This is a genomic window from Aquimarina sp. MMG015 (assembly GCF_018100855.1).
Taxonomy (GTDB): domain Bacteria; phylum Bacteroidota; class Bacteroidia; order Flavobacteriales; family Flavobacteriaceae; genus Aquimarina; species Aquimarina latercula.
Genome location: NZ_JAGJEB010000007.1, coordinates 317,825 through 338,754 on the forward strand (window position 1 = coordinate 317,825; position 20,930 = coordinate 338,754).

The window sequence follows — 20,930 nt, forward strand, 5'->3', positions numbered from 1 at the left end:
TAACCACTTCTAAATCTTATCAACACGAAAACGTTTGAGTAAAAAAACAATCAAATTAATACTCAATTATTCCTTAAATTAGTAAATCATCATTTTTTAAACTAAAAAAGTATCACTTCTTTAATAAAAACCACCTAATCAAATCAATATGATAATATAAATCACAACTTCTGAAAGAAGTATAAAATTTCACACAAACACAATTCAAACACTAAAACTTATGAAAAACTCACTACCTAAACTTCTAGGCATAATATGTCTATGGAGTCTATTTCTCAATTCTAATATTCTAACAGCACAGACTGATTTTAGAGAAGAAACAATTTATTTTTTAATGACCTCTAGATTTTTCGATGGAGATTCTAGTAATAATGCAGCTACAGAATGGTCTTCGTACAATCCTGATCCAACAATAAATCCAACAATTACGGATCCAGAGGATGTAACTTGGAAAGGAGATTTTAAAGGGTTAATCCAAAAACTAGATTATATTAAAGATCTCGGGTTTACCGCTATTTGGATAACGCCGATTGTACACAACAGAAGCCCTTTAGATTATCACGGGTATCACGCATGGGATTTTACGAAAGTAGACCCTCGATTAGAGTCTCCCGGAGCTACCTTTCAAGATTTAATAAATGAAATTCATGCTCGTGATATGAAGATTGTTCTAGATGTTGTAACCAATCACGCCGGTCGTTTTGGTATAAAGGATGTCGCTGAGATAAAATATAATACAGATCCAACAAAACCTTGGTACGCTCCGGATAATCCTAATTGGGAATATGACGGTTTAACTCCTAATCCAGAAGATGGTTTAATATGGAGTAGAGCGAATTTAGAAAAAATGCCTCCACCATATAATCAAGATCTGTCCGCTTACAATTTCCCTGGCAAAGAAAGCTATGTTGATACATCTGATCCGGATTGGTACCATCATTCTGGAAATGGTTTTGCGCAAGGATTTGATGATATAGAAAATTTACAAAACAGAGCACTAGCTGGTGATACGCCTGATCTTAATACAGGTAGTCAAGTGGTTAGAGATTATCTTGTAAATGCCTATGCCACGTATATAAATATGGGAGTAGATGCTTTTCGTTGGGATACCGTTAAACATATGAGTAGAGAGGATATTATTTATTTTTACGATGCGTTTAAAGCTATCAACCCCGATCTATTTATTTTTGGAGAAGTAGCACAAAAACGTCACGAACTACATCCTGTTGATGAAACTAACCCACATTATTATACTTGGAGAGGAGAAGTTAATAATTCAGAACCTTTAGATCTTGCTGTAATAGATTTTTTCGGAGAAGCCACTTTTCACGGTACTTTTGAAGAAGGACAATCTTTTCCAACAGTAAAAGCAGCTGCAAGATATGATAATCTATATAGCGACCCTTCTACCTTAGTTACTTGGTTAGACAATCATGATTTTGGCCCAAATAATGACTGGAATAGACGTTATGGTGGATCTGATGAGAATTTAGCTGCTTGCATGAATTTCATGTTCACTTGGAGAGGAATCCCGACCGTATATTACGGAACAGAAATGCGATTTAAAGCCGGAGAGTTTAATGATATTCATGACGCATCTGGAATCGAAAAATCCATCAATGAAACCGGTAGAGCATACTATGGAGATGTTATTGATCAAGCTTCTAATCATCAGATATACCAACATATTAAAAAACTAAATGCTATTAGAAAAGCTGTTCCCGCTTTACAAAAAGGAAGTTGGGATTGGAAAGAAGCTCCCGGAAATGCTGTATCCTATCGAAGAATATATCAAAATAGTGAAGTTGCGGTAGGGTTAGCAAAAGATGGAGATGCATCATTCTCTATTTCAGGAATGACAAATGGTTTATATAGAGATGCAGTTACTGGTCGTGAAATTGCAGCACAAAATGGGATATTAAACTTTACAGTAACTTCTGGATCAGCAGGAATTTATGTGTTAAATGGACCTGGACTTATTGGAGGTTGCGGAGGTGGTTTTTTCGAAAATTGCGTTAATGGCCCTAGCAATCCTGTTGTTATTATTAATCCTAATATTACAAATTCTGAAGATCCTATTCAGGTTACTCTTGAAGGTGTAGGTGGTGCTGGAGCTCCTTATGCTATTTATTACACTACTGATGGTTCTAATCCTAATGTTTCTAGCATTGCTTATAATAGTTCATTTACTATTACCGAATCGACTACTATAAAAGCAGTTACTTTTGATAAAGATGGTACTGCTTCTGATATTATTACACAAAACTATCGAATTGGCCCCATAGAAGGATTACACGTTTATTTAAAAAAACCATCTTCTTGGTCTCAAGTAAATGTACATTATTGGAATGAATCGCCAGACGTTTTGCCTCCAAGCAATTGGCCAGGACCTCAGATGAATCGAATAGACAACTCTGAATGGTATGAATATATTTTCGAAGGAGTACAAAGCACTAACCTATTATTTAATGATAATGGTAGTGCTAAAACAGATGATTTAAGTAGAAATAAAGATGGTTGGTATGATAATGGTATATGGTACGATACGGATCCAAGAATTACAGGAAATACTCCTCCAATAATATCCATGTCTCCTGAAGGTGGATCTTTTAATATTGGAGAAACCGTAAGTATATCATTAAGCGCTACAGATAATAATCCACAAGGAATAGAAATCTATTATACTTTAAATGGTGATGAACCTTCTATTTCTTCAGATAAGTATACTGCCCCATTAAGTATTACATCTGACACAACTATACGCGCTATTGCATACGATGTAGAAGGACTATCTTCTCAAATTATCAGTAATTCATTTACTTTTTCAGATAATACATCTGATTCAATGACAATATATTTTAAAGGTTCATTATCTAATCCAACTATTTACTACTGGAATACAACTCCAATTGACGCAACAGTTCCTTGGCCTGGTGTAACAATGAATAATATTGGTAATGAATGGTATTCTTTAAAACTTGAAGGAATTAATTGTTCTAATATAATTTTCAGTAATAATGGAATATCGCAAACACAAGATCTACAAAGATGCGGAGATGGATGGTATTACAATGGAACTTGGTATGATAGTAACCCTGAAGTAAGTCAAGACTTAACAGTGTACTTTAAATCAGACTCATATACATCTCCAACTATTTATTTTTGGAATGCTACTCCTTCTAACTCAACAACTGGTTGGCCAGGAGAACCTATGACATTAGCGACAGATGGTTGGTACCGATATACATTACCAAATACTTCTTGCTCTAATTTTATTTTTAGTAATAATGGGGTTTCTCAAACACCAGATCTAAATCGTTGTCAAAATGGGTGGTATTATAATGGAACCTGGCACGATCAAAATCCAGATGCAATAAGGTTGAATGATACTAATATTAAAGATGAAACATTAGATAAGAATATTAAAATATTTCCTAATCCTATAACCGAAAACTCTGTATTACAATTAGAAATACTAAAGAATAGAAGTGACGTAAGGATAGAACTTATTAATTTATATGGAGCTTCTCAAACTATTATTAATACAAAAGTAAGCTTAGGAAAGCACCAATATAAACTGGCAGAAAAATCTCTAGCAAGTGGTATTTATTTTTGTAAAATAACTATTGACGGTAAGTCTTCTACTAGAAAAATTTTAAAACAATAAAATTTCAAGAAAAATTCTTTTAAAATTAATTACCCGTTTAAAACAATATTTAAACGGGTAATTTTTTGGGATATAAAAAGGATATACACAATCTTCGGTCTTATTTCCCTAAGAGATTAAAACTGCCCAGAAAATTATTTTGAATCAGATTATTGTTCATTCCACTCCGTAGATTTCGTCTGATTATATTTCCAGGCAGTTTTGAAAAATATAAAAACTCAACAATTAACTCCCATATCCTGGATTTTGTATTAAATTCGGATTCGCACCTCTTTCTCTTTAAGGAACTTGCATTACCAAAAAGTTATCATCATAATTCAATGCTCCAACAGCAGTTAGTAATTATATTACATATCAAGTTTTATGCTCGAATAACTAACCTCAAACATAAAAGAAGGCAAGAGTATATTGAAGGCTAACTCAATAATAATATCACCTATAAAAATAAACTACACGATTATTATCGGTAATCTCTTGCCTATTTTTATGATCGTATTAAAAGGGTAGCGATAGAGTTCAAAAAAAACAATTAAACACCATACAGATTTATTTTAATTGATAAACTCCCTTCATCTCTTAATAGCTATTCTTGCTAAAAAACAAAACACTCTTTACATTACCTATGAACAAATTATTTACAAAGAATTTTTAGTTTATCATTATCGAATGCACTACGTTACTTATCATTTCTCTTATACATCAGTATTAGCTAAAAATAATTTGATCTAAAAACCATTTTATTTTTTTATTGTTGGATCAAGTTACTATCAAAGACTACATTATCTCTATAGTAACTTGATCCACTTATTTTACAATAAACTACAACAAATCAATCTCATTAATTAGGCACAAGCTCTAAGGTATATGTGATACCAGGCAGTCCACAACAGGAACCACTTGTGTAAGCTAATTCTAACGTAATGATACCGGTAACTGGATCCAAATTAGTACCATTTCCTTGATCAAAATCAACTTGACCTGGAAAAGATGTTGACTGCGTTGCAACAGTTATTGTCCCACACACATCTGTAAATTGAAGTCCAATTGGAGTAGCAGCTCCAAAAATACCTGCAGTACCATCATTTAAAACATATGTTCCAGCAGATGGTTGAGTAATTGTAACTTGTTGCGGGCTTATGAAATTAGCAGGTATCGAAAGGTTTGATGCTACAACAGTCGACGTATAATTACCTTCCAACATTGTCGGACAAGATACCGGATAACTAATAACGGTTGTAAACAATACAGTTGTTTGAATATTACTACCAGTATTACTTGTACCATCTTCGTTTAATATATTTAGCACTGTTCCATCCGGCATAGTAAATCTAGTAGTAATAAACAAGACATCTCCAAGCTTAATATCTGATGAATTATTTATTTCTGCAAAGGCACCGACAATATCATCTGTGCTCATCGTAACATCCATAGGCAAAGTAACATCACTAAACAAAACCGAATAATAAACAGGCCCCGCTATTGTCTGGTATACAGCTACAATATCAGCCGATGCCGGATTTCCTTGCGCAATTTCTGCACTAAATTCTAAATTTACTGGTTCATTATTATTGATTTTTACAAGGTCTATTATGCTCTCCCCTGTCGCTGACTTTTGCATATTTGGCACAGCACCATCGTTTAATGGAACAAAAGAAGTACCTCCATCATTTTCACAGGAACTTATTAATCCTGCTATTATTAATATAAATGTTATTATTTTTATTTTTTTCATCTGTTAAAATTTAGAGTTTATTAATCGTCAGATGGAATTCACCAATATGTTGGTTCATTTCCAAATCTTATTTTATTAATTATCCCAAAATATTTTAAAAGTCGTTGGGTCCTTTTGTTCTGGTGCATTTTGATTAAGGTTTAGCTCTCTTTGCGGCCAGAAAAAAGAAACCTGAAAATTATTATTAAGTACTGTTAAATTATCAACCAACGGAAAACCATCACCATTATCTAATTGATACTCTGGTGAAGATCCATTAGGGTCTGCCAGCACAGGATAATCAGTTCTTCTATAATCATTATATTGATCCATCGGATCTCCAAAGGTCGCCACCCATTTTTGAGTCATAATAATTTCAAGTTGCTTATCCATACTTGCACCAGCAAATTCTGTATCTATATTATCCATAAAAGTTGTTACTGCTGCAGATCCTGCCAGTACTGGTACTGTTTGTGAAGTACCAGTTCCTGCAACAACCTGATCAACTTTAGCAAAGCTAGCTGTCATTGCTTCTCTTAATTTCACCCCGGAGTCGCCTGTTATTAAACCAACATGCATAAGTTCTGCTTGTATATAAAGAAATTCATCATAGGTAAGAATTCTTTTAGGAGCAACACCAGTACCACTATTTATTGTCCTAGCAAATCCTGCTCCATCATCATATCTTCCTCCACAAGGAAAAATCCCTGGAAAAGTTGCATCATTTTGTACTGCTCCATCTCTATCTGGTCCTATACTACCAAAACGAATACTAAAAAACCCAGTTGATGAATCCCAATAATCTGCATTAGGGTCACCAGTAACACTATCACCCTGATCTCTCGGAAATTGACCTGGTAACAATTGATTAACAAAATAATATGGTAGTCTAGGATCTGGATTTCCTGTATGAATATTAGGATTTACTCCTATTAAAATTTCATAAAACCATGGACTTGCATATTTCGTTACTTGTGCACCTCCGTAAGCATCTAAGAAAAGCCTATTACGCTCATCTGATGGAGCCTGTGCCGCAGTATGATTAAATTGAAAATCATCGGCATTGGACGACATAAAATTGTCTTCTGCCACTAATGCATTAAAATCTGTCTGATTGAATAAAGAAGAAAGACGTATTTGGTTATACAGCTTTAGCTTTAAAGTATTAGCAAACTTAATCCACTGAGCATTAGACCCTCCATAAAATAAATCATCTGTACTAGGAGCTACTCCTTCTCCAGTTTGAATGTTTGCTTTTCCGGCGTCGATTAAGTCTAAAACGCTTTGGTATATTACCTCTTGGTCATCAAAAGAAGGACTTACCGTACCCTGTTCTAATATAGTAGCTTCAGAAAAAGGCACATCTCCCCAAAGGTCTACAGCCACCGACATAAGATACGCCTTTAATATTTCTGCATATCCAACATACACCAAATCTCCCGTTTCTGTTGCCTGTGAAATTAATGTCTCGATATCTGTGAGTCCTAGGTACACATTATTCCAGTCATTATTCATTAAAAGATTATCAGCTTTAGTACCGTATTGATCTTGCTCCTCTCTAGCAGTAAATTGATGTGTATATACCTGAAGTATATCTGCACTAAAGAACTGAAAGTCCGCAACTGAACCTATATTTACTTCAATACCGGTTAACAATTGATTGATGGGCGCTACGGTAGGATTATCCGTATCCGTGTCGACATCCAAGTAATCACTACAGCTCAAGATCATCAACGAACATGAGATAGCGATAAAAAATTTCCATTTATATAATATATTTTTCATTACGTTTTTTTTTAAAAGGATACATTAAGCTTAAAACCATATCGTTTTGATGTGGGCGCAGACGAGTTCTCAATTCCTTGAATCCTGGAAGAACCAAAACTTGTTACTTCTGGATCAAAGTTGGTATACTTTGGAACGTTTGGTGCAAAATACCAAAGGTTATTACCTAAAAGACTTAAACTTACTCTTCCGAATGGAGTAGTTTTCAAAAACTTTTTGGGTAAATCATAAGTTAAACTTAATTCTCTCAACCTATATACGGTTCCATCATAAACCGAACCTTCTGCTACTGTATTGATCCCAAATGTGTTTCCTCCTGCTGGTGAGAAATACAATTCATTCGTATCTATTTGCGTAGTATTAGGTATTTTATTACCATTAGCATCCAAAATGGGATTACCCTGATTGTCACCATAAAAACCTGGTATAATAAAAGTACGCTCTCTATTTTCAGTATCTTTTGTAACTCCTCTACCTAATAATGAATTAATACTTATCGACTGGATATCTCCTCCTTCTTTCCAATCTACCTGTGCTCTTAAGGATAAATTCTTATAAGAAATCGTATTAATAAAGCTCATTCTAAAATCTGGATTAGGATCTCCTACAATTCCATTTTCTAAGTCCTGAACGATTCCACCTCCTGATTGATTAATAAGGAAATTACCTTCATCATCTCTGGCAAATCGAGATCCATAAAACACCCCAAACGGTTGACCAACGATCGCATGAGCTACTTGATTAGGATCTAATTGAATTCTTTCCAATCCATCAACTAATTCTGTAACCTCATTTTCATTTTTGGTAAATGTTGTAAATAAATCCCATTTAAAGTTTTCTGTTCTTATCGGAACCAGTGTAAGTCCAATTTCTATCCCTGTATTCTGCATTTCTCCAATGTTAGTATTAAAGGTTGTAAATCCACTAGAAGAAGGAACACTTACGGGAGAAATTAAATCTGTAGTGGTTTTTTTATACCAACTAAAGTCAATAATTGCTCTTTGATTAAAGAATTCGAGATCAGTCCCAATTTCTATCTCATCCGTAAATTCAGGAGTAATATCCTGATCACCTAACGATGTATTATTACCAATAACCGGAATTCCACTGAAAGGATTTCCTGAAGCAAATGTTCTATTTAAAAATTCTGCACTTGCATCATTACCCACAGAAGCATACCCAACTCTTAACTTACCAAATGTCAACACTTGGCTATCAAAATTAAAGGCATCAGTAAATATTAAAGATAAACTCGCTGAAGGGTAGAAATAAGATTGATTACTTTTAGGTAAAGTAGAACTCCAATCGTTTCGCCCTGTTGCATTTAGAAATAAGTAATTTTTGTATGACAAACTTATATCACCGAATACACCTATATTACGTGATCTTGCAGATGAATCTTGTAAGTTAGACACATTAATATTATTCGCTATTGTAAATATTCCTGGAGATTTAAAATTAGTCCCTAAATAAGCCACTCTTTGGGTTGTATTTTGCAATACATTATTTCCTAAAATAGCAGTAAGGTTTATATCTTCAGTTAGATCATAATTAAAATTAACTAGTAACGTCGACTCTAAATCTTCATTGATAAAATCATCGGTTGTAATAGATCCCAGACCATTATTAGCTCTTGAGCCCAAATCCCTTATTTGTTTTCTTTTTAAGTTATACTTGTTGAAACCAACACGATATGTTACAGATATATTATCATTAAAATCATATCCTAAATTTACATTAGCAACTATTCTATCTGTATCCGTAATAATCTGGTCGTGTTTCCATGACCATAGCGGATGATCCCATCCATTATTAGGTGTAACTGATGCTCCTGTAACAGGGTTTTCAAAAGGTATTGAAGTATCCCAAGCTCTACCCAACCATAATGTTCTTGCAAAAGAAGAGGCAGAACCAGCGAATTGATTGTTACCAAAAAAACCTCCTATCTGTTCGGTTTCTGAATAACTTAATGAAGCTCCTACCCTAACACCATTACGAAGTTTAAAATTACCTCCAGCTGCTACTGATGTTCTGTCATATGTATTAAAGGGTATATATCCATCTTGATTCAAATCAGAAACAGTCACACTAAAGTTTCCGTCTTCACCGGTATACGATAGATTGATAGAATTGTCAAAAACAGTTCCTGTTTTAAAAAGATTTTTAACATTATCAGGTTGTGCTTCATAAGGAACTGTAGGACCGATCTCAGGAAATGCAGCTAAAATATTTGGCCAAGTAGGAATAGTTGCCAAGGAATCAAATCTAGGCCCCCAGGAACCATTAGCATTTAGATAACTAAAATTCACTCCATTACCATAGGTATTCTGATACTCTGGCAAATTTGCAATATTTTCAAAATAAGTACCTGAAGATAATGATACTGATAGTTTATTATTAGTTGAACCTTTGGTCGCTCCTGTTTTGGTTGTAACCACAATAACACCTCCTGTAGCTCTTGAACCATATAGTGCTGCCGCAGCCGTACTTTTTAATACTGTAATAGATGCGATATTATTAGGATCCAAAGAAGATAATCCGGATTCATACCCTCCACCGCCAGTAGTCTGACTAGATGTTGTTACCTGTGAGTTATCATATGCAACTCCATCTACAATTATCAATGGCTGACTTGCTCCTCCTAAAGTAGTAGCTCCACGTATATTGATCTGATTAGATGCTCCTGCAACTCCCGTAGATAGATTAACATTAACTCCTGGTACTTTACCAGTTAATGATCGAATCAAATCTGGTTCGGAATTTTCAAGAACGTCATCTGTTTGAACCGTACTCACTGCATAACCTAATTTTTTGGAATTTCTTGTAATACCAAAAGCTGTTACAACTACCTCTTCCAGTTGCGCTGCATCCTTTACCAAAGCCACATTAATTGTATTATTGTCAGCTATTACTATTTCTTGAGTTGAAAATCCTACATAACTAAAAACCAATATAGCTCCTCGATTCCCGGTGATTGCATAATTACCGTCAAAATCGGTTTGTGTTCCGTTTGTTGTATTCTTGACTACAATATTCACTCCAGGTAACGGAACCCCCAAATCATCCGCTACTGTACCGGAAATTGTTTTTTGTTGTGCTAATGAAATGCTTGACAAGAAAAAAGCAAGCACCAGCAACTTGTATTGATGTACTTTCATAAATTAAAATTTTCAATAGTTATTTTAAAAGAAATAATGCAATCATAAAAGGAAGGCAAGAATATCTTGATGGCTAACTCAAATACTACATTTCATAAAACTTGAACAAAGCTTATATGGAAATTGCCTATCCTTTTTATGATTACAGTACAAAAGAAGTAATAGAAATCATAAAGTCGGGTAACCCTTATCAAGGTTTACCTTTACCGAATAAACTTTACTTTTTCCGAAGAAAGTTTACTCTAAATATTAGGAAAATTAAGCAATAAGAGATTTTACATACTTGAATGTATTAATACGATTGTATTTCTTGAAGGATTTATTAAGCACAACCTAGTTATTGAAACCAAACACATAAACTATATCTATACTATTAAAAATATTGCGTTTTTTTAACTTAAAACTTATTGGTTAATTCAAAAAAAAAGGATTCGTATACTTATTAAACTAAATAAGTATTTTACAACATTATAGTATACATATAGGAAAGAATCTGAAGTGTACTATTATTTAACGTATACCATTATTGTCATTCAATAGAAGAAATAATTACCTCTTTTTAATTCAATAGACAAACTTTCGGTGATACTATACGAGGCAAAGAGATTTTACATATTCAAAGGGAATAATATGATTGTATTTCTTGAAGGATTTATTAAACATAGCTTTGTAATTAAAACCAATCTCAATAAAAGAAATAGTTATATCTCTTTAATTCTATAGACAAATTTTCTGTAATTCTATATTAGGCAACGAGAGATTTAACATACTCAGAAGGAGTAATATTATTATATTTCTTGAAGGATTTATTAAATGTAACTTTATTATTAAAACCTACTTCATAAGCGATATCAATAATATTAAATTTTTTATGCTTTTCACCTTTTAAAAGCTCTTTTGCTTCTTCGATTCTATATTTATTAATTAACTCAAAAAAGTTTAAATTAAAATGTTCATTTATTATCTGAGAAGTATTATGCCTCGTTGTGTCCATTAACTCTGAGAGCCCTTGAAGGGTTATATTATTTTGTTTATAGATTTTTTCTTCGTTTAATAAATACAGTAATTTTTCTTTTAATTCTGCAGATAAGCTTTCCGTAAGTCCAGATTTTACATACTTAGTAACAGGTAATTTATTTTGTGGCTTAGTCTTAATCACCTTTAGGCTTCCGAAAATACTAGGTTGAACAAAAGCAGTATAACTTACATACAATACTAATAACGCCATTAATCCAACCTGCATATTGAATAGAAAACCACTGTAAATTTTAGAAATAATTAAAAATGCATAAATACTATATGTGACTATATATACAGAACAAAAAATTACAATATTTCTTTGCCAAACAGATTCAAAACGTAAAACTGATCTCTTGTTTCTAATTGACTTAATATAAATTTTTAAAACCAATCCGCCATAAATCATAAGTGACATCAATTTCACAATAGTGATTAAAGCACCATGCGGAACGGTACCATTTAACATCATTTTTAATTTTTCTTCTGCTGATAAAAAATATACTGGCAACAACAAGAATACAATTAATAATACAGTAGGAACTAAATGTAAAAGATCTATAGTTTTAAAAACATATTTATTAATAACTCTTTTAAAATAAAAATAAATTAAAGGACCATATAAAAATGAAAAAGAAGTAGATATGTACAAACTATGTGAAAAATAATATTGATAATTTGTCAATAGCGCGCAGATATGTAGAATAAAAAAGGAATGTAGTAATACAAAAAAACTCATTAAAAGATTCGCCACTTTGTCCGAACGCTTTCTAAGATTTAGAACTATCGCAACAAAAAAACCAATGAAACCGACATACAAACAAAAAATCGACCACAAATCAACTTTTTTGAGATACTTATTTGCTAATAGCTGATAAGGTTCAGAGTCACTTATATTATTAAAGAAACTATGACCTGCAAAAGAAATATCCAAACTTGCTTTCACATACCTATCAATATATTGTACGGCAAGCTCCGGTTCTCTCATTTCGGAATAGGTAAAAGCCAACTTCTGAAATACAGATAAAGAATCCGTTTGTTTTTCTTCTAATGCATTAAGATATCTATCAATTACAGATTGATATTGCTCTTTAGTATCATACCTATCTTGAGTGTAGGACAAAGTATTCTCCTTATCTATTATTCCATTGCTACCAAAACCATATATGGTTGAAGAAATGGAAAATAAAACAAAGATACCTAGTAAAGATATTTTTATATATTTTTTTGAGTTAGCCACACAATTATTACTAAATAATTATTGATTCTAATTTACGACAACTTTTTCTTAATTTTTTCACAATAGAGCGTCTCCCGATAATATCTTACTAAAAAACTCAATAAAATCAACAGTTTTGAAACTAAAATTTATTTTAAAAAATATGGTATTACCGTAAATAACTTACAAAATATCAATAAAATTATAATTTTTATTATCCGAAAAATGGAAAAAAAGCATCATTATATTATATTTTTTTCGCTTCTTCCCAAAACACATCCATTTCGGCAAGTGTCATGTCCTGTAAACTCTTACTTTTTTCTTTTGCTTTTTTTTCCAAATACTGAAACCGTTTTATAAACTTTTTATTGGTTCGTTCTAACGCGTCCTCTGGATTAATATTTAAGAAACGAGCATAATTGATCATCGAGAATAATACATCGCCAAACTCAGACTCTATCTTATCAGCATCTTGTTTTTCAATTTCGTCTTGAAGTTCTCCTAATTCTTCCTCTAGTTTTTCGAAAACCTGTTGTGGCTCTTCCCAATCGAAACCAACTCCTGCAACCTTATCCTGTATACGACTTGCTTTGACTAAAGCAGGTAAAGACTTAGGAACACCTTCCAAAACACTATTCTTACCTTCTTTAAGTTTTAAATTCTCCCAATTTCGTTTTACATCTTCTTCATCAGTTACTTCTACATCACCATAAATATGAGGATGACGACTAATTAATTTTTCACATATTTCATTGGTTACATCTGCAATATCAAAATCTTTAGTTTCACTTCCTATTTTAGCATAAAAAACTATATGTAATAGTAAATCTCCAAGCTCTTTTTTAACCTCATTTAAATTATTATCTAATATCGCATCACCTAGTTCATAAGTTTCTTCAATAGTAAGATGCCTAAGTGACTGTAATGTCTGTTTTTTATCCCATGGACATTGCTCTCGCAATTCATCCATTATAGTAAGCAACCTATCAAAAGCTTTTAATTGATTTTCCCTAGAGTTCATTGTATAGTTTTATTTCAAAAATAAGGATAATATCATGCTCCTTATAATTTAAGAATAAAAGTAATTTTTTATAAAAAAACTATAGATTTGAAGTTCTATTAACAGTAATACAATTTATATGCACTCTATTAAAATTCTTTTTGCTTGTATACCCGCTGACGGGCATTTTAATCCAATGACCCAATTAGCAGTGCATCTAAAGAAAAAAGGACATGATGTAAGATGGTATACAGGAAAAGTTTATGAAAAAAAATTAGAGCAGATGGGAATCCCTTATATTCCTTTTAAAAAATCCAAAGAAATCAAAGTATCAGAATTAGATCAAGCATATCCAGAACGCAAAAAACTAAAAGGAATATCTCATATAAAATTTGATATTATAAATCTTTTCATAAATAGAATGAAAGATTACTACTTAGATATCAAGGAAGTATCTTCATCATTCTCTTTCGAAATATTAGTATTCGACAATACATTTCCTGGTACCATTATAAAAGATAAATTAAATATTCCAGTTGTTGGTATTGGGGTTGTTCCATTAGCACTATCCGCACCAGATATTCCTCAATACGGTTTAGGACATCAGCCTGCTACTAATTTTTTGAGTAAACGAAAACAAAACTTTATAAAGTTAATGGCAGAAAAATTACTATTTAGAGATACTAAAGAAGCATACAATGAACTATTAGAAAATTTGAATCTACCCAAAGAAGAACATAATATTTTTGACATCTCACCATTAAACTCTTCTATCTTCTTACAAAATGGAATACCGGAGATGGATTACCCAAGATACACTATACCTAAAACGATACAATATGTTGGAGCTTTAGATACTTGGTCAATCAATCATCATAATAGGAAAACTAAAGATTGGAAAAAAATATTAGATCCCAGTAAAAAAACCATTCTAATTTCTCAGGGCACAGTAGAAAAAAACAATAAAAAACTTATTATCCCATCATTAGAAGCTTTTAAAAATACTAACTATAATATTTTAGTAGCTACCGCACATAATGAAACTAAATTATTACAAAAGAAATATCCCCATAAAAACATCCATATAGAAGATTTTATACCTTTTGATGAAATAATGCCATTAACAAATATTTTTATTACCAATGGCGGATACGGGAGCAGCATGATTAGTATTAAGCATGGAGTACCAATGATTACTGCAGGTATTAATGAAGGTAAAAATGAGATTTGTGCACGTATTGATTATTGCGGATTAGGTATCGATCTAAAAACGGAAAGACCAAGGATTATCTCTATACAAAATGCTGCAAACAAAATATTAGAGGCTGATATTTATTACAATAACATAAAGCTTATACAAAAAAAATTAAATTCTTATGATACTTTAAATATTTGTGAGAAATACATTACGGATTTAGTATTTTCCAAAGTCAAGTAATCAAAACTGAATTTCATTCATTGATTTCTGTATTTCTTTAAAACCAGAGACTAGATCTCTCACTATTTCAACAACTGGTTTGATATCATTAATCAAACCTGACACCTGTCCTATTTCAAGTTCTCCTTCTACCAAATCTCCTTCGAACATTCCTTTTTTTGCTCTTGCACGCCCTAATAATGTTTTTAACTCTTCTAATGATGTTCCTTTATCATACAATGCTGCAACATCATTATAAAATTTATTTTTCAACATTCTTACTGGAGCTAACTCCTTTAATGTAAGGTGTGTATCACCTTCCTTAGCATCAACCACCATTTGTTTAAAGCTCTGATGAGAAGAAGCTTCTTCACTTGCTACAAACCTACTACCTACTTGAACTCCATCGGCTCCTAATGCCATCACAGCAAACATAGAAGAACCTGTGGCGATGCCTCCAGCTGCAATTAAAGGAATTTTAATCTTCTCTTTGACCATAGGAATTAAAGTTAAAGTAGTGGTCTCATCTCTTCCATTATGACCTCCTGCTTCGAAACCTTCCGCTACAACAGCATCTACTCCAGCATCTTGTGCTTTTAAAGCAAATTTCAAGCTACTTACCACGTGTACTACAGTAATACCTTTTTCTTTAAGGTAAGAGGTATATGTTTTAGGATTACCTGCAGATGTAAATACTATTTTAACTTTCTCTTCAATTATAATTTCTATAATTTCTTGAAGATTTGGATACAACATTGGAACATTTACGCCAAAGGGTTTATCCGTTGCTTTTTTACATTTTTGAATATGTTCTCTTAACACATCTGGGTACATAGAACCTGCCCCAATAAGTCCCAAACCTCCAGAATTGCTAACTGCACTTGCAAGCTTCCATCCACTTGCCCAAATCATCCCACCTTGAACAATGGGATATTTAATTTTAAAAAGTTCTTTAACCTTGTTCATTAGTTTTTAGATATCTTCATTGTATGACGCGAGGTACCCGAAATTAATTCTATTAAATACAGACCGCTTGACAGATTATTTAACTCAATAAATTTTCCACTTTTCAAATTTTCTGATTTTATTAATTTACCCTCAGCAGTAAAAATCCGAATTTTAACAGACTCCACAGTTGTAAAATCAAAAAACAATCTATCCTTTACAGGATTTGGATATATTCTAAAATCATCTGTTAAATTTTCATCAACTGATAAATTTTCTACTATAGTCCTAAAATTTGGAATTCCATACCCCAATTGAGTATTAGGATTGTCATATAATGATGCTGATTCCCTTACTAATTGCATGATTTCTGCATTTGTCATAGATGGGAACGCCTGCCATAAACAAGTTACCGCTCCTGCTATAATTGGAGCGCTAAAAGAAGTACCACTTCTACTAGCCACAGAATTATCCGATATTAAAACTGCAGCAGCTAATCCTCTTGCCACTACATCTGGTTTAACACGATTATCAGCTGTAGGACCTCTTGAACTAAATGAAGCATAATTACCAGCCCCATCAACAGCTCCAACGGTAAGCACACCTTCAGAATCACCAGGAGCAGTTATAATACCCCAACTACTATTTCCCGAATTACCAGCAGAAGAAACTAATAACATTCCTTTTTGGAAAGCCATATTTGCTCCTCTAGAAATGAAAGTAGTCTTTCCATCCATGTCAGACAGACTATACTCATAAGCCGGATTACTAAAACCATTGGAATATCCTAAGGAAGTATTAATTACATCTACTCCTAAACTATCTGCTCTTTCTGCTGCCTCTACCCATAATGATTCTTCTTTAGGTCCTTCAGTTACTATATCTTCTGTAATAAATAAATGATATTTTGCGTCTGGAGCTGTTCCCACAAACTCTCCATCTATAAAACCCGCAATATCACTAAAAGTTTGCGTTCCATGCGTATTTCCAGAAAAAGAGAATTCATCATCATCTCGTCTTACAAAATCATATCCTGTTAATAATCTACCTTCGTCTCTAATACGTTTAAACCCTTCCATGGTATCAACATTAAGAAAACCAGAATCCATAACAGCTATAATCATTCCTGAACCCGTATAATCTAATTCATGTAAGTAATCCGCATTCAATTGCTGAATTTGTTGAGCAGCACTACCATACTCAAATGTAGTTTTAACTTCAAATTTATAATCATCATTAGAAAGATCACGTTTTTTATGAATAATTGATCTACCTGTATCTAAAGAATTATCAGCATAATCAATATTAATTACAAAATTAAGGTTTAACAGATCATTAATATCGGATTGAGCACCTCTAACAAAAATACAATTAAACCATTTAGACTTAGCAAGTACCGTAATTCCTTCTATACTTTTAACTTTTGATATATATCCTTCATTTACAGGAACATCTTTCTCATCTATTACAACATTATGAAGGTTTTTTCTATCTATAGACTCTTGCGTAAGAATGGATAAAGGATTTGCTATACTATTAGCTACATCTTCCTTATCTTTAAAATACACCCAGGCATCTTCAGTCTGTGCAATTCCCCATTGAGTAATACAAAAAAGTAAAAGGATAATTATTTTTCTCATAGCATTGACGTTTAAAAATCTTTACAATTTACGAAATTACTCCAGATCCAACTAATTCTTCATCAATATACCAAGCAACAAATTGTCCCTCTGTAATTGCACTCTGAGGGTTTTCAAAAACAATATACATACCAGAATCTACTTGATGCAAAATTGCCTTATCCAGTGGTTGTCGATAGCGTATTCTTGCCATTACATCTAATTCTTGATCTATTTGTAATTTAAGATCCGGTCTTACCCAGTGTAATTCTTCATTACTAATAAAAAGAGCCCTCCTATATAAACCAGGATGTGCTTTACCTTGTCCGGTATAAATCACATTAATCTTCACATCAGTTTCAATAACAAATAATGGTTCTGGAGTACCTCCTACCGCTAAACCTTTTCGTTGCCCTTTTGTATAATAATGCGCCCCTTGATGTTTCCCAACTACTTTCCCATCAGCGATATCATATTCATATTTTAAAGAAAGAAACTCTAATTCTTCTTTTTTAGAATTAAAATTCGGAGCTGTTCTATTATACATTTCTTCTGATGAAGAAATCTCAATAATATCTCCTTGTTTTGGTTGTAATTTTTGTTGAAGGAATTCTGGAAGTCTTACTTTTCCTATAAAACACAATCCTTGAGAATCTTTCTTATCAGCAGTAATAAGATTCTGTTCTTTTGCAATCTCTCTCACTTCAGGTTTTAGTAATTCACCAACCGGAAAAAGAGTTTTTGACAATTGATCCTGTGATAATTGGCATAAAAAATAAGATTGATCTTTATTAGGATCTTTTCCTGCCAATAAGCGATGCACCTCTTTTCCTTCTTTTATTATTGTATCTTTTCTGCAATAATGTCCAGTTGCAACATAATCCGCACCTAGCGACATTGCTATTTTTAAAAAAACATCAAACTTAATCTCTCGGTTACATAGTACATCTGGATTCGGTGTTCTTCCTCTTTCATACTCGTTGAACATATAATCCACGATACGTTCCTTATACTCTTCACTAAGATCAACTGTTTGAAAAGGAATACCTAATTTTTCGGCTACAAGTAAAGCATCATTACTATCATCTAACCATGGGCATTCATCCGAAATAGTAACAGAATCATCATGCCAATTTTTCATAAAAAGACCTATCACTTCATATCCTTGTTCCTTTAAAAGATATGCTGCTACACTTGAATCTACTCCTCCCGATAAACCTACAATAACCCTTTTCATTACCAACGTTTTCTATACTTAATATCTTCAAAAAATTGAAGAAATATTTATTTTAAAAATTATCTGCAAAAATAACAAATAAAAAAAGCAATGCTTGTGCATTGCCTTAAGGTTTTATCTATCTATCAATTCTAAAAATCGATACTAAGAACCTGTTTTTCCAATAGGGAATGTTTTCTGTTCTAATAATTTTCCATTTTCATAATAATTCCACACTCCATCTTTACGGTCTCTTTTGTAAGCACCTTCTATTTTAACTTTTCCCTTTACATCATAGTACTTCGTAATTCCGTGCAATTGATCATCTACATAAGTAAACTCCTTAATTAAAACACCTTTCTGAGAATATACTATTCGTTTACCCTGCTTTTTACCATTAGTATAAATTATTTTTTCGGTTAGCTGACCATTTTCAAAATATGTTTTCTGTTCTCCATCTAATTTTCCAGCATTATATTTTTCAGTCATCATTATTTTAGAGGATCCCTTATGATAATAGGTCCATACTCCAACTCTTTGTTTACCAAGCATTTTTCCTTTACTAATTACCTTTCCTTTAGCTGTAAAATATTTTACTTGCACACTATCGGTGTCAGAAGCAAAAACTTTAATAGCCGTTGGCATTGTTCCACTATTTGGCTTATAAAACTTAAACTCTCCTACTTCTTTTCCGTGATCAAAAGTCCCTTCATAACGAAGTTGATCACTATTCTCATATTTCTTCTGCCATTTTCCATGTCTCTTACCGTCTGCATCAAAAGAATTAAACTTCTGAGCATATCCTATAGCAGTGATATAAACAAAAACGAAAAACAAAAATCTATTTCGCATGGTTTTATTTCATTTTTAGTAATTTAATAACCCAAAAAACGTACCAATATTCATCAAAAATATAATCAAAAGAAAATATTTTATTTTTTTTATGTAAAAAAATCCTACAAAAAAAACATTAAAACTTCTAAAAAAACAACTAACTAATATCAAAACCACACCTTGTTAACTTTTGTTTAACAAATTATTGAAAATATATGAAATAAATACTCCGTTAGCTTATCTGAACAAATTTTAACTTTTAAAACTCAAAAAAATGAAAATTATTTCAAAAGTCACCAATGCTATTGTAATAACAGCATTAATTTTAACAGCTTCATCTTGTGGCGATGATGATGATGGTAATGTTATCATACCCACAGATGATAATATAGTTGCTATCGCAACTGCAGACTCAGATTTATCTTTATTGGTAACGGCTCTTGCTGCTGCAGATGGAGATTTAGTATCTGTACTTAATGGTAGTGGACCATTTACTGTTTTAGCTCCAACAGATACAGCTATCCAAGCCTTTCTAACTGCAAACAATTATGCAGATATTAGCGCTGTGCCAACAGATGAATTACAACAAATCTTATTAAATCACGTAATTCCTGGAGAAGTTAGTTCCACTACGCTTACTAACAATGTAGCCGGTTATACTGAAACTTCCTCAACTGCTGGCCCTAATGGATCTACTATTAGCATGTACTACAATACAACAAATGGAGTAGTTTTTAATGGAGGTGCTACTGTAAGCACACCGGACATCGCGGCATCTAACGGTATTATCCATAAAATAGACGCAGTAATTGGTTTACCTGATGTAACCACTTTTGCTACAGCAGATCCAAATTTTTCAAGATTAGTAGAAGCCTTAACCGCTTATAGTTTTGACTATGTTACTACACTACAAGGAGAGGGCCCTTTTACAGTTTTTGCACCAAATAATACTGCTTTTGATGCTCTACTAGATGTCAATAACGACTGGACTGTTCCTGGAGATATTGATGAAACAGTATTAACAGATGCTTTAAATCTTCATGTCGTACCTAGTACCAATATTAGAGAAGCTGATTTAGTAGATGGTAATCTTACAACATTATCCAAAGAAATTACAGTTGATGCTACGGCTAAAACAATCAGACTTGATGGAAATGATGCTGCTAGTGCAAGTGCAATTATTTTTACAGACGTACAAGCTACTAATGGAGTTATACATGTAATAGATGAAGTTTTATTGGATCTACCTTCAATAAATCCTAATTAAATAATCACTAAGTGAACTTAATAAAAAACCTCGTTTCAAATTAGAAACGAGGTTTTTTATTACTCTAAAAACTAT

12 protein-coding genes are annotated in these 20,930 nt (G+C 32.5%); 3 read left to right on the forward strand and 9 right to left on the reverse strand.

Translation table 11 applies throughout. The annotated features are described in order from the left end of the window. Positions 1–220 precede the first annotated feature (220 nt). The gene (locus J8L88_RS15550) at positions 221–3,667 is read left to right on the forward strand and encodes a starch-binding protein (RefSeq protein ID WP_211061188.1); all 3,447 of its coding nucleotides are present in this window, start codon (positions 221–223) and stop codon (positions 3,665–3,667) included. An 838-nt stretch (positions 3,668–4,505) separates the two neighbouring features. On the opposite strand, the gene J8L88_RS15555 is transcribed toward J8L88_RS15550, so the two are convergent. From J8L88_RS15555 to mazG, 5 genes are all read right to left on the reverse strand, one after another. Continuing rightward, entirely contained in the window at positions 4,506–5,399 is an 894-nt protein-coding gene (locus J8L88_RS15555) for a hypothetical protein (RefSeq protein WP_108803624.1), read from the reverse strand. Between the two features lie 75 nt (positions 5,400–5,474). Further along, positions 5,475–7,163 (reverse strand): SusD/RagB family nutrient-binding outer membrane lipoprotein, encoded by a 1,689-nt coding sequence (locus J8L88_RS15560; protein WP_211061189.1) that lies wholly within the window; start codon positions 7,161–7,163, stop codon positions 5,475–5,477. 11 nt (positions 7,164–7,174) lie between these two features. Beyond that, positions 7,175–10,321, reverse strand: a complete 3,147-nt coding sequence (locus J8L88_RS15565; RefSeq protein WP_211061190.1) for a SusC/RagA family TonB-linked outer membrane protein — start codon at positions 10,319–10,321, stop codon at positions 7,175–7,177. Positions 10,322–11,066: 745 nt separating this feature from the next. Then, positions 11,067–12,578 carry a helix-turn-helix transcriptional regulator gene (locus tag J8L88_RS23785; protein ID WP_211061191.1) on the reverse strand — a complete coding sequence of 504 codons (1,512 nt, stop codon included), beginning with the start codon at positions 12,576–12,578 and terminating at the stop codon, positions 11,067–11,069. 226 nt (positions 12,579–12,804) lie between these two features. Further along, positions 12,805–13,578 carry a nucleoside triphosphate pyrophosphohydrolase gene (gene mazG / locus J8L88_RS15575; protein ID WP_211061192.1) on the reverse strand — a complete coding sequence of 258 codons (774 nt, stop codon included), beginning with the start codon at positions 13,576–13,578 and terminating at the stop codon, positions 12,805–12,807. A 118-nt stretch (positions 13,579–13,696) separates the two neighbouring features. Between mazG and J8L88_RS15580 the strand changes: the two genes are divergently transcribed. Then, positions 13,697–14,995, forward strand: coding sequence for a glycosyltransferase (locus J8L88_RS15580; protein WP_211061193.1), 1,299 nt, complete (start codon positions 13,697–13,699; stop codon positions 14,993–14,995). On the opposite strand, the gene J8L88_RS15585 is transcribed toward J8L88_RS15580, so the two are convergent. The 4 genes from J8L88_RS15585 to J8L88_RS15600 all read right to left on the reverse strand — a co-directional run bounded on the left by J8L88_RS15585 (position 14,996) and on the right by J8L88_RS15600 (position 19,606). Continuing rightward, positions 14,996–15,940, reverse strand: coding sequence for a nitronate monooxygenase family protein (locus J8L88_RS15585; RefSeq protein WP_211061194.1), 945 nt, complete (start codon positions 15,938–15,940; stop codon positions 14,996–14,998). It abuts the gene before it with no gap. Beyond that, positions 15,940–17,559, reverse strand: a complete 1,620-nt coding sequence (locus J8L88_RS15590; RefSeq protein ID WP_211061195.1) for a S8 family serine peptidase — start codon at positions 17,557–17,559, stop codon at positions 15,940–15,942. Before J8L88_RS15590 ends, J8L88_RS15585 begins: the two co-directional genes overlap by 1 nt. A 28-nt stretch (positions 17,560–17,587) precedes the next feature. Continuing rightward, positions 17,588–18,775, reverse strand: a complete 1,188-nt coding sequence (gene mnmA / locus J8L88_RS15595; protein WP_211061196.1) for a tRNA 2-thiouridine(34) synthase MnmA — start codon at positions 18,773–18,775, stop codon at positions 17,588–17,590. A 144-nt stretch (positions 18,776–18,919) separates the two neighbouring features. Next, positions 18,920–19,606, reverse strand: coding sequence for a toxin-antitoxin system YwqK family antitoxin (locus J8L88_RS15600; protein ID WP_211061197.1), 687 nt, complete (start codon positions 19,604–19,606; stop codon positions 18,920–18,922). 256 nt (positions 19,607–19,862) lie between these two features. Here J8L88_RS15600 and J8L88_RS15605 point away from each other — a divergent pair, with 256 nt between their 5' ends. Further along, a complete protein-coding gene (locus J8L88_RS15605; RefSeq protein ID WP_211061198.1) occupies positions 19,863–20,855 on the forward strand; it encodes a fasciclin domain-containing protein in 993 nt (330 codons plus the stop codon). Positions 20,856–20,930: the final 75 nt, after the last annotated feature.

Coding starts and splice junctions, on each gene's coding strand:
- J8L88_RS15550 (WP_211061188.1), top strand. CDS start 221: ATGAAAAACTCACTACCTAAACTTCTAGGCATAATATGTCTATGGAGT.
- J8L88_RS15555 (WP_108803624.1), bottom strand. CDS start 5,399: ATGAAAAAAATAAAAATAATAACATTTATATTAATAATAGCAGGATTA.
- J8L88_RS15560 (WP_211061189.1), bottom strand. CDS start 7,163: ATGAAAAATATATTATATAAATGGAAATTTTTTATCGCTATCTCATGT.
- J8L88_RS15565 (WP_211061190.1), bottom strand. CDS start 10,321: ATGAAAGTACATCAATACAAGTTGCTGGTGCTTGCTTTTTTCTTGTCA.
- mazG (WP_211061192.1), bottom strand. CDS start 13,578: ATGAACTCTAGGGAAAATCAATTAAAAGCTTTTGATAGGTTGCTTACT.
- J8L88_RS15580 (WP_211061193.1), top strand. CDS start 13,697: ATGCACTCTATTAAAATTCTTTTTGCTTGTATACCCGCTGACGGGCAT.
- J8L88_RS15585 (WP_211061194.1), bottom strand. CDS start 15,940: ATGAACAAGGTTAAAGAACTTTTTAAAATTAAATATCCCATTGTTCAA.
- J8L88_RS15590 (WP_211061195.1), bottom strand. CDS start 17,559: ATGAGAAAAATAATTATCCTTTTACTTTTTTGTATTACTCAATGGGGA.
- mnmA (WP_211061196.1), bottom strand. CDS start 18,775: ATGAAAAGGGTTATTGTAGGTTTATCGGGAGGAGTAGATTCAAGTGTA.
- J8L88_RS15600 (WP_211061197.1), bottom strand. CDS start 19,606: ATGCGAAATAGATTTTTGTTTTTCGTTTTTGTTTATATCACTGCTATA.
- J8L88_RS15605 (WP_211061198.1), top strand. CDS start 19,863: ATGAAAATTATTTCAAAAGTCACCAATGCTATTGTAATAACAGCATTA.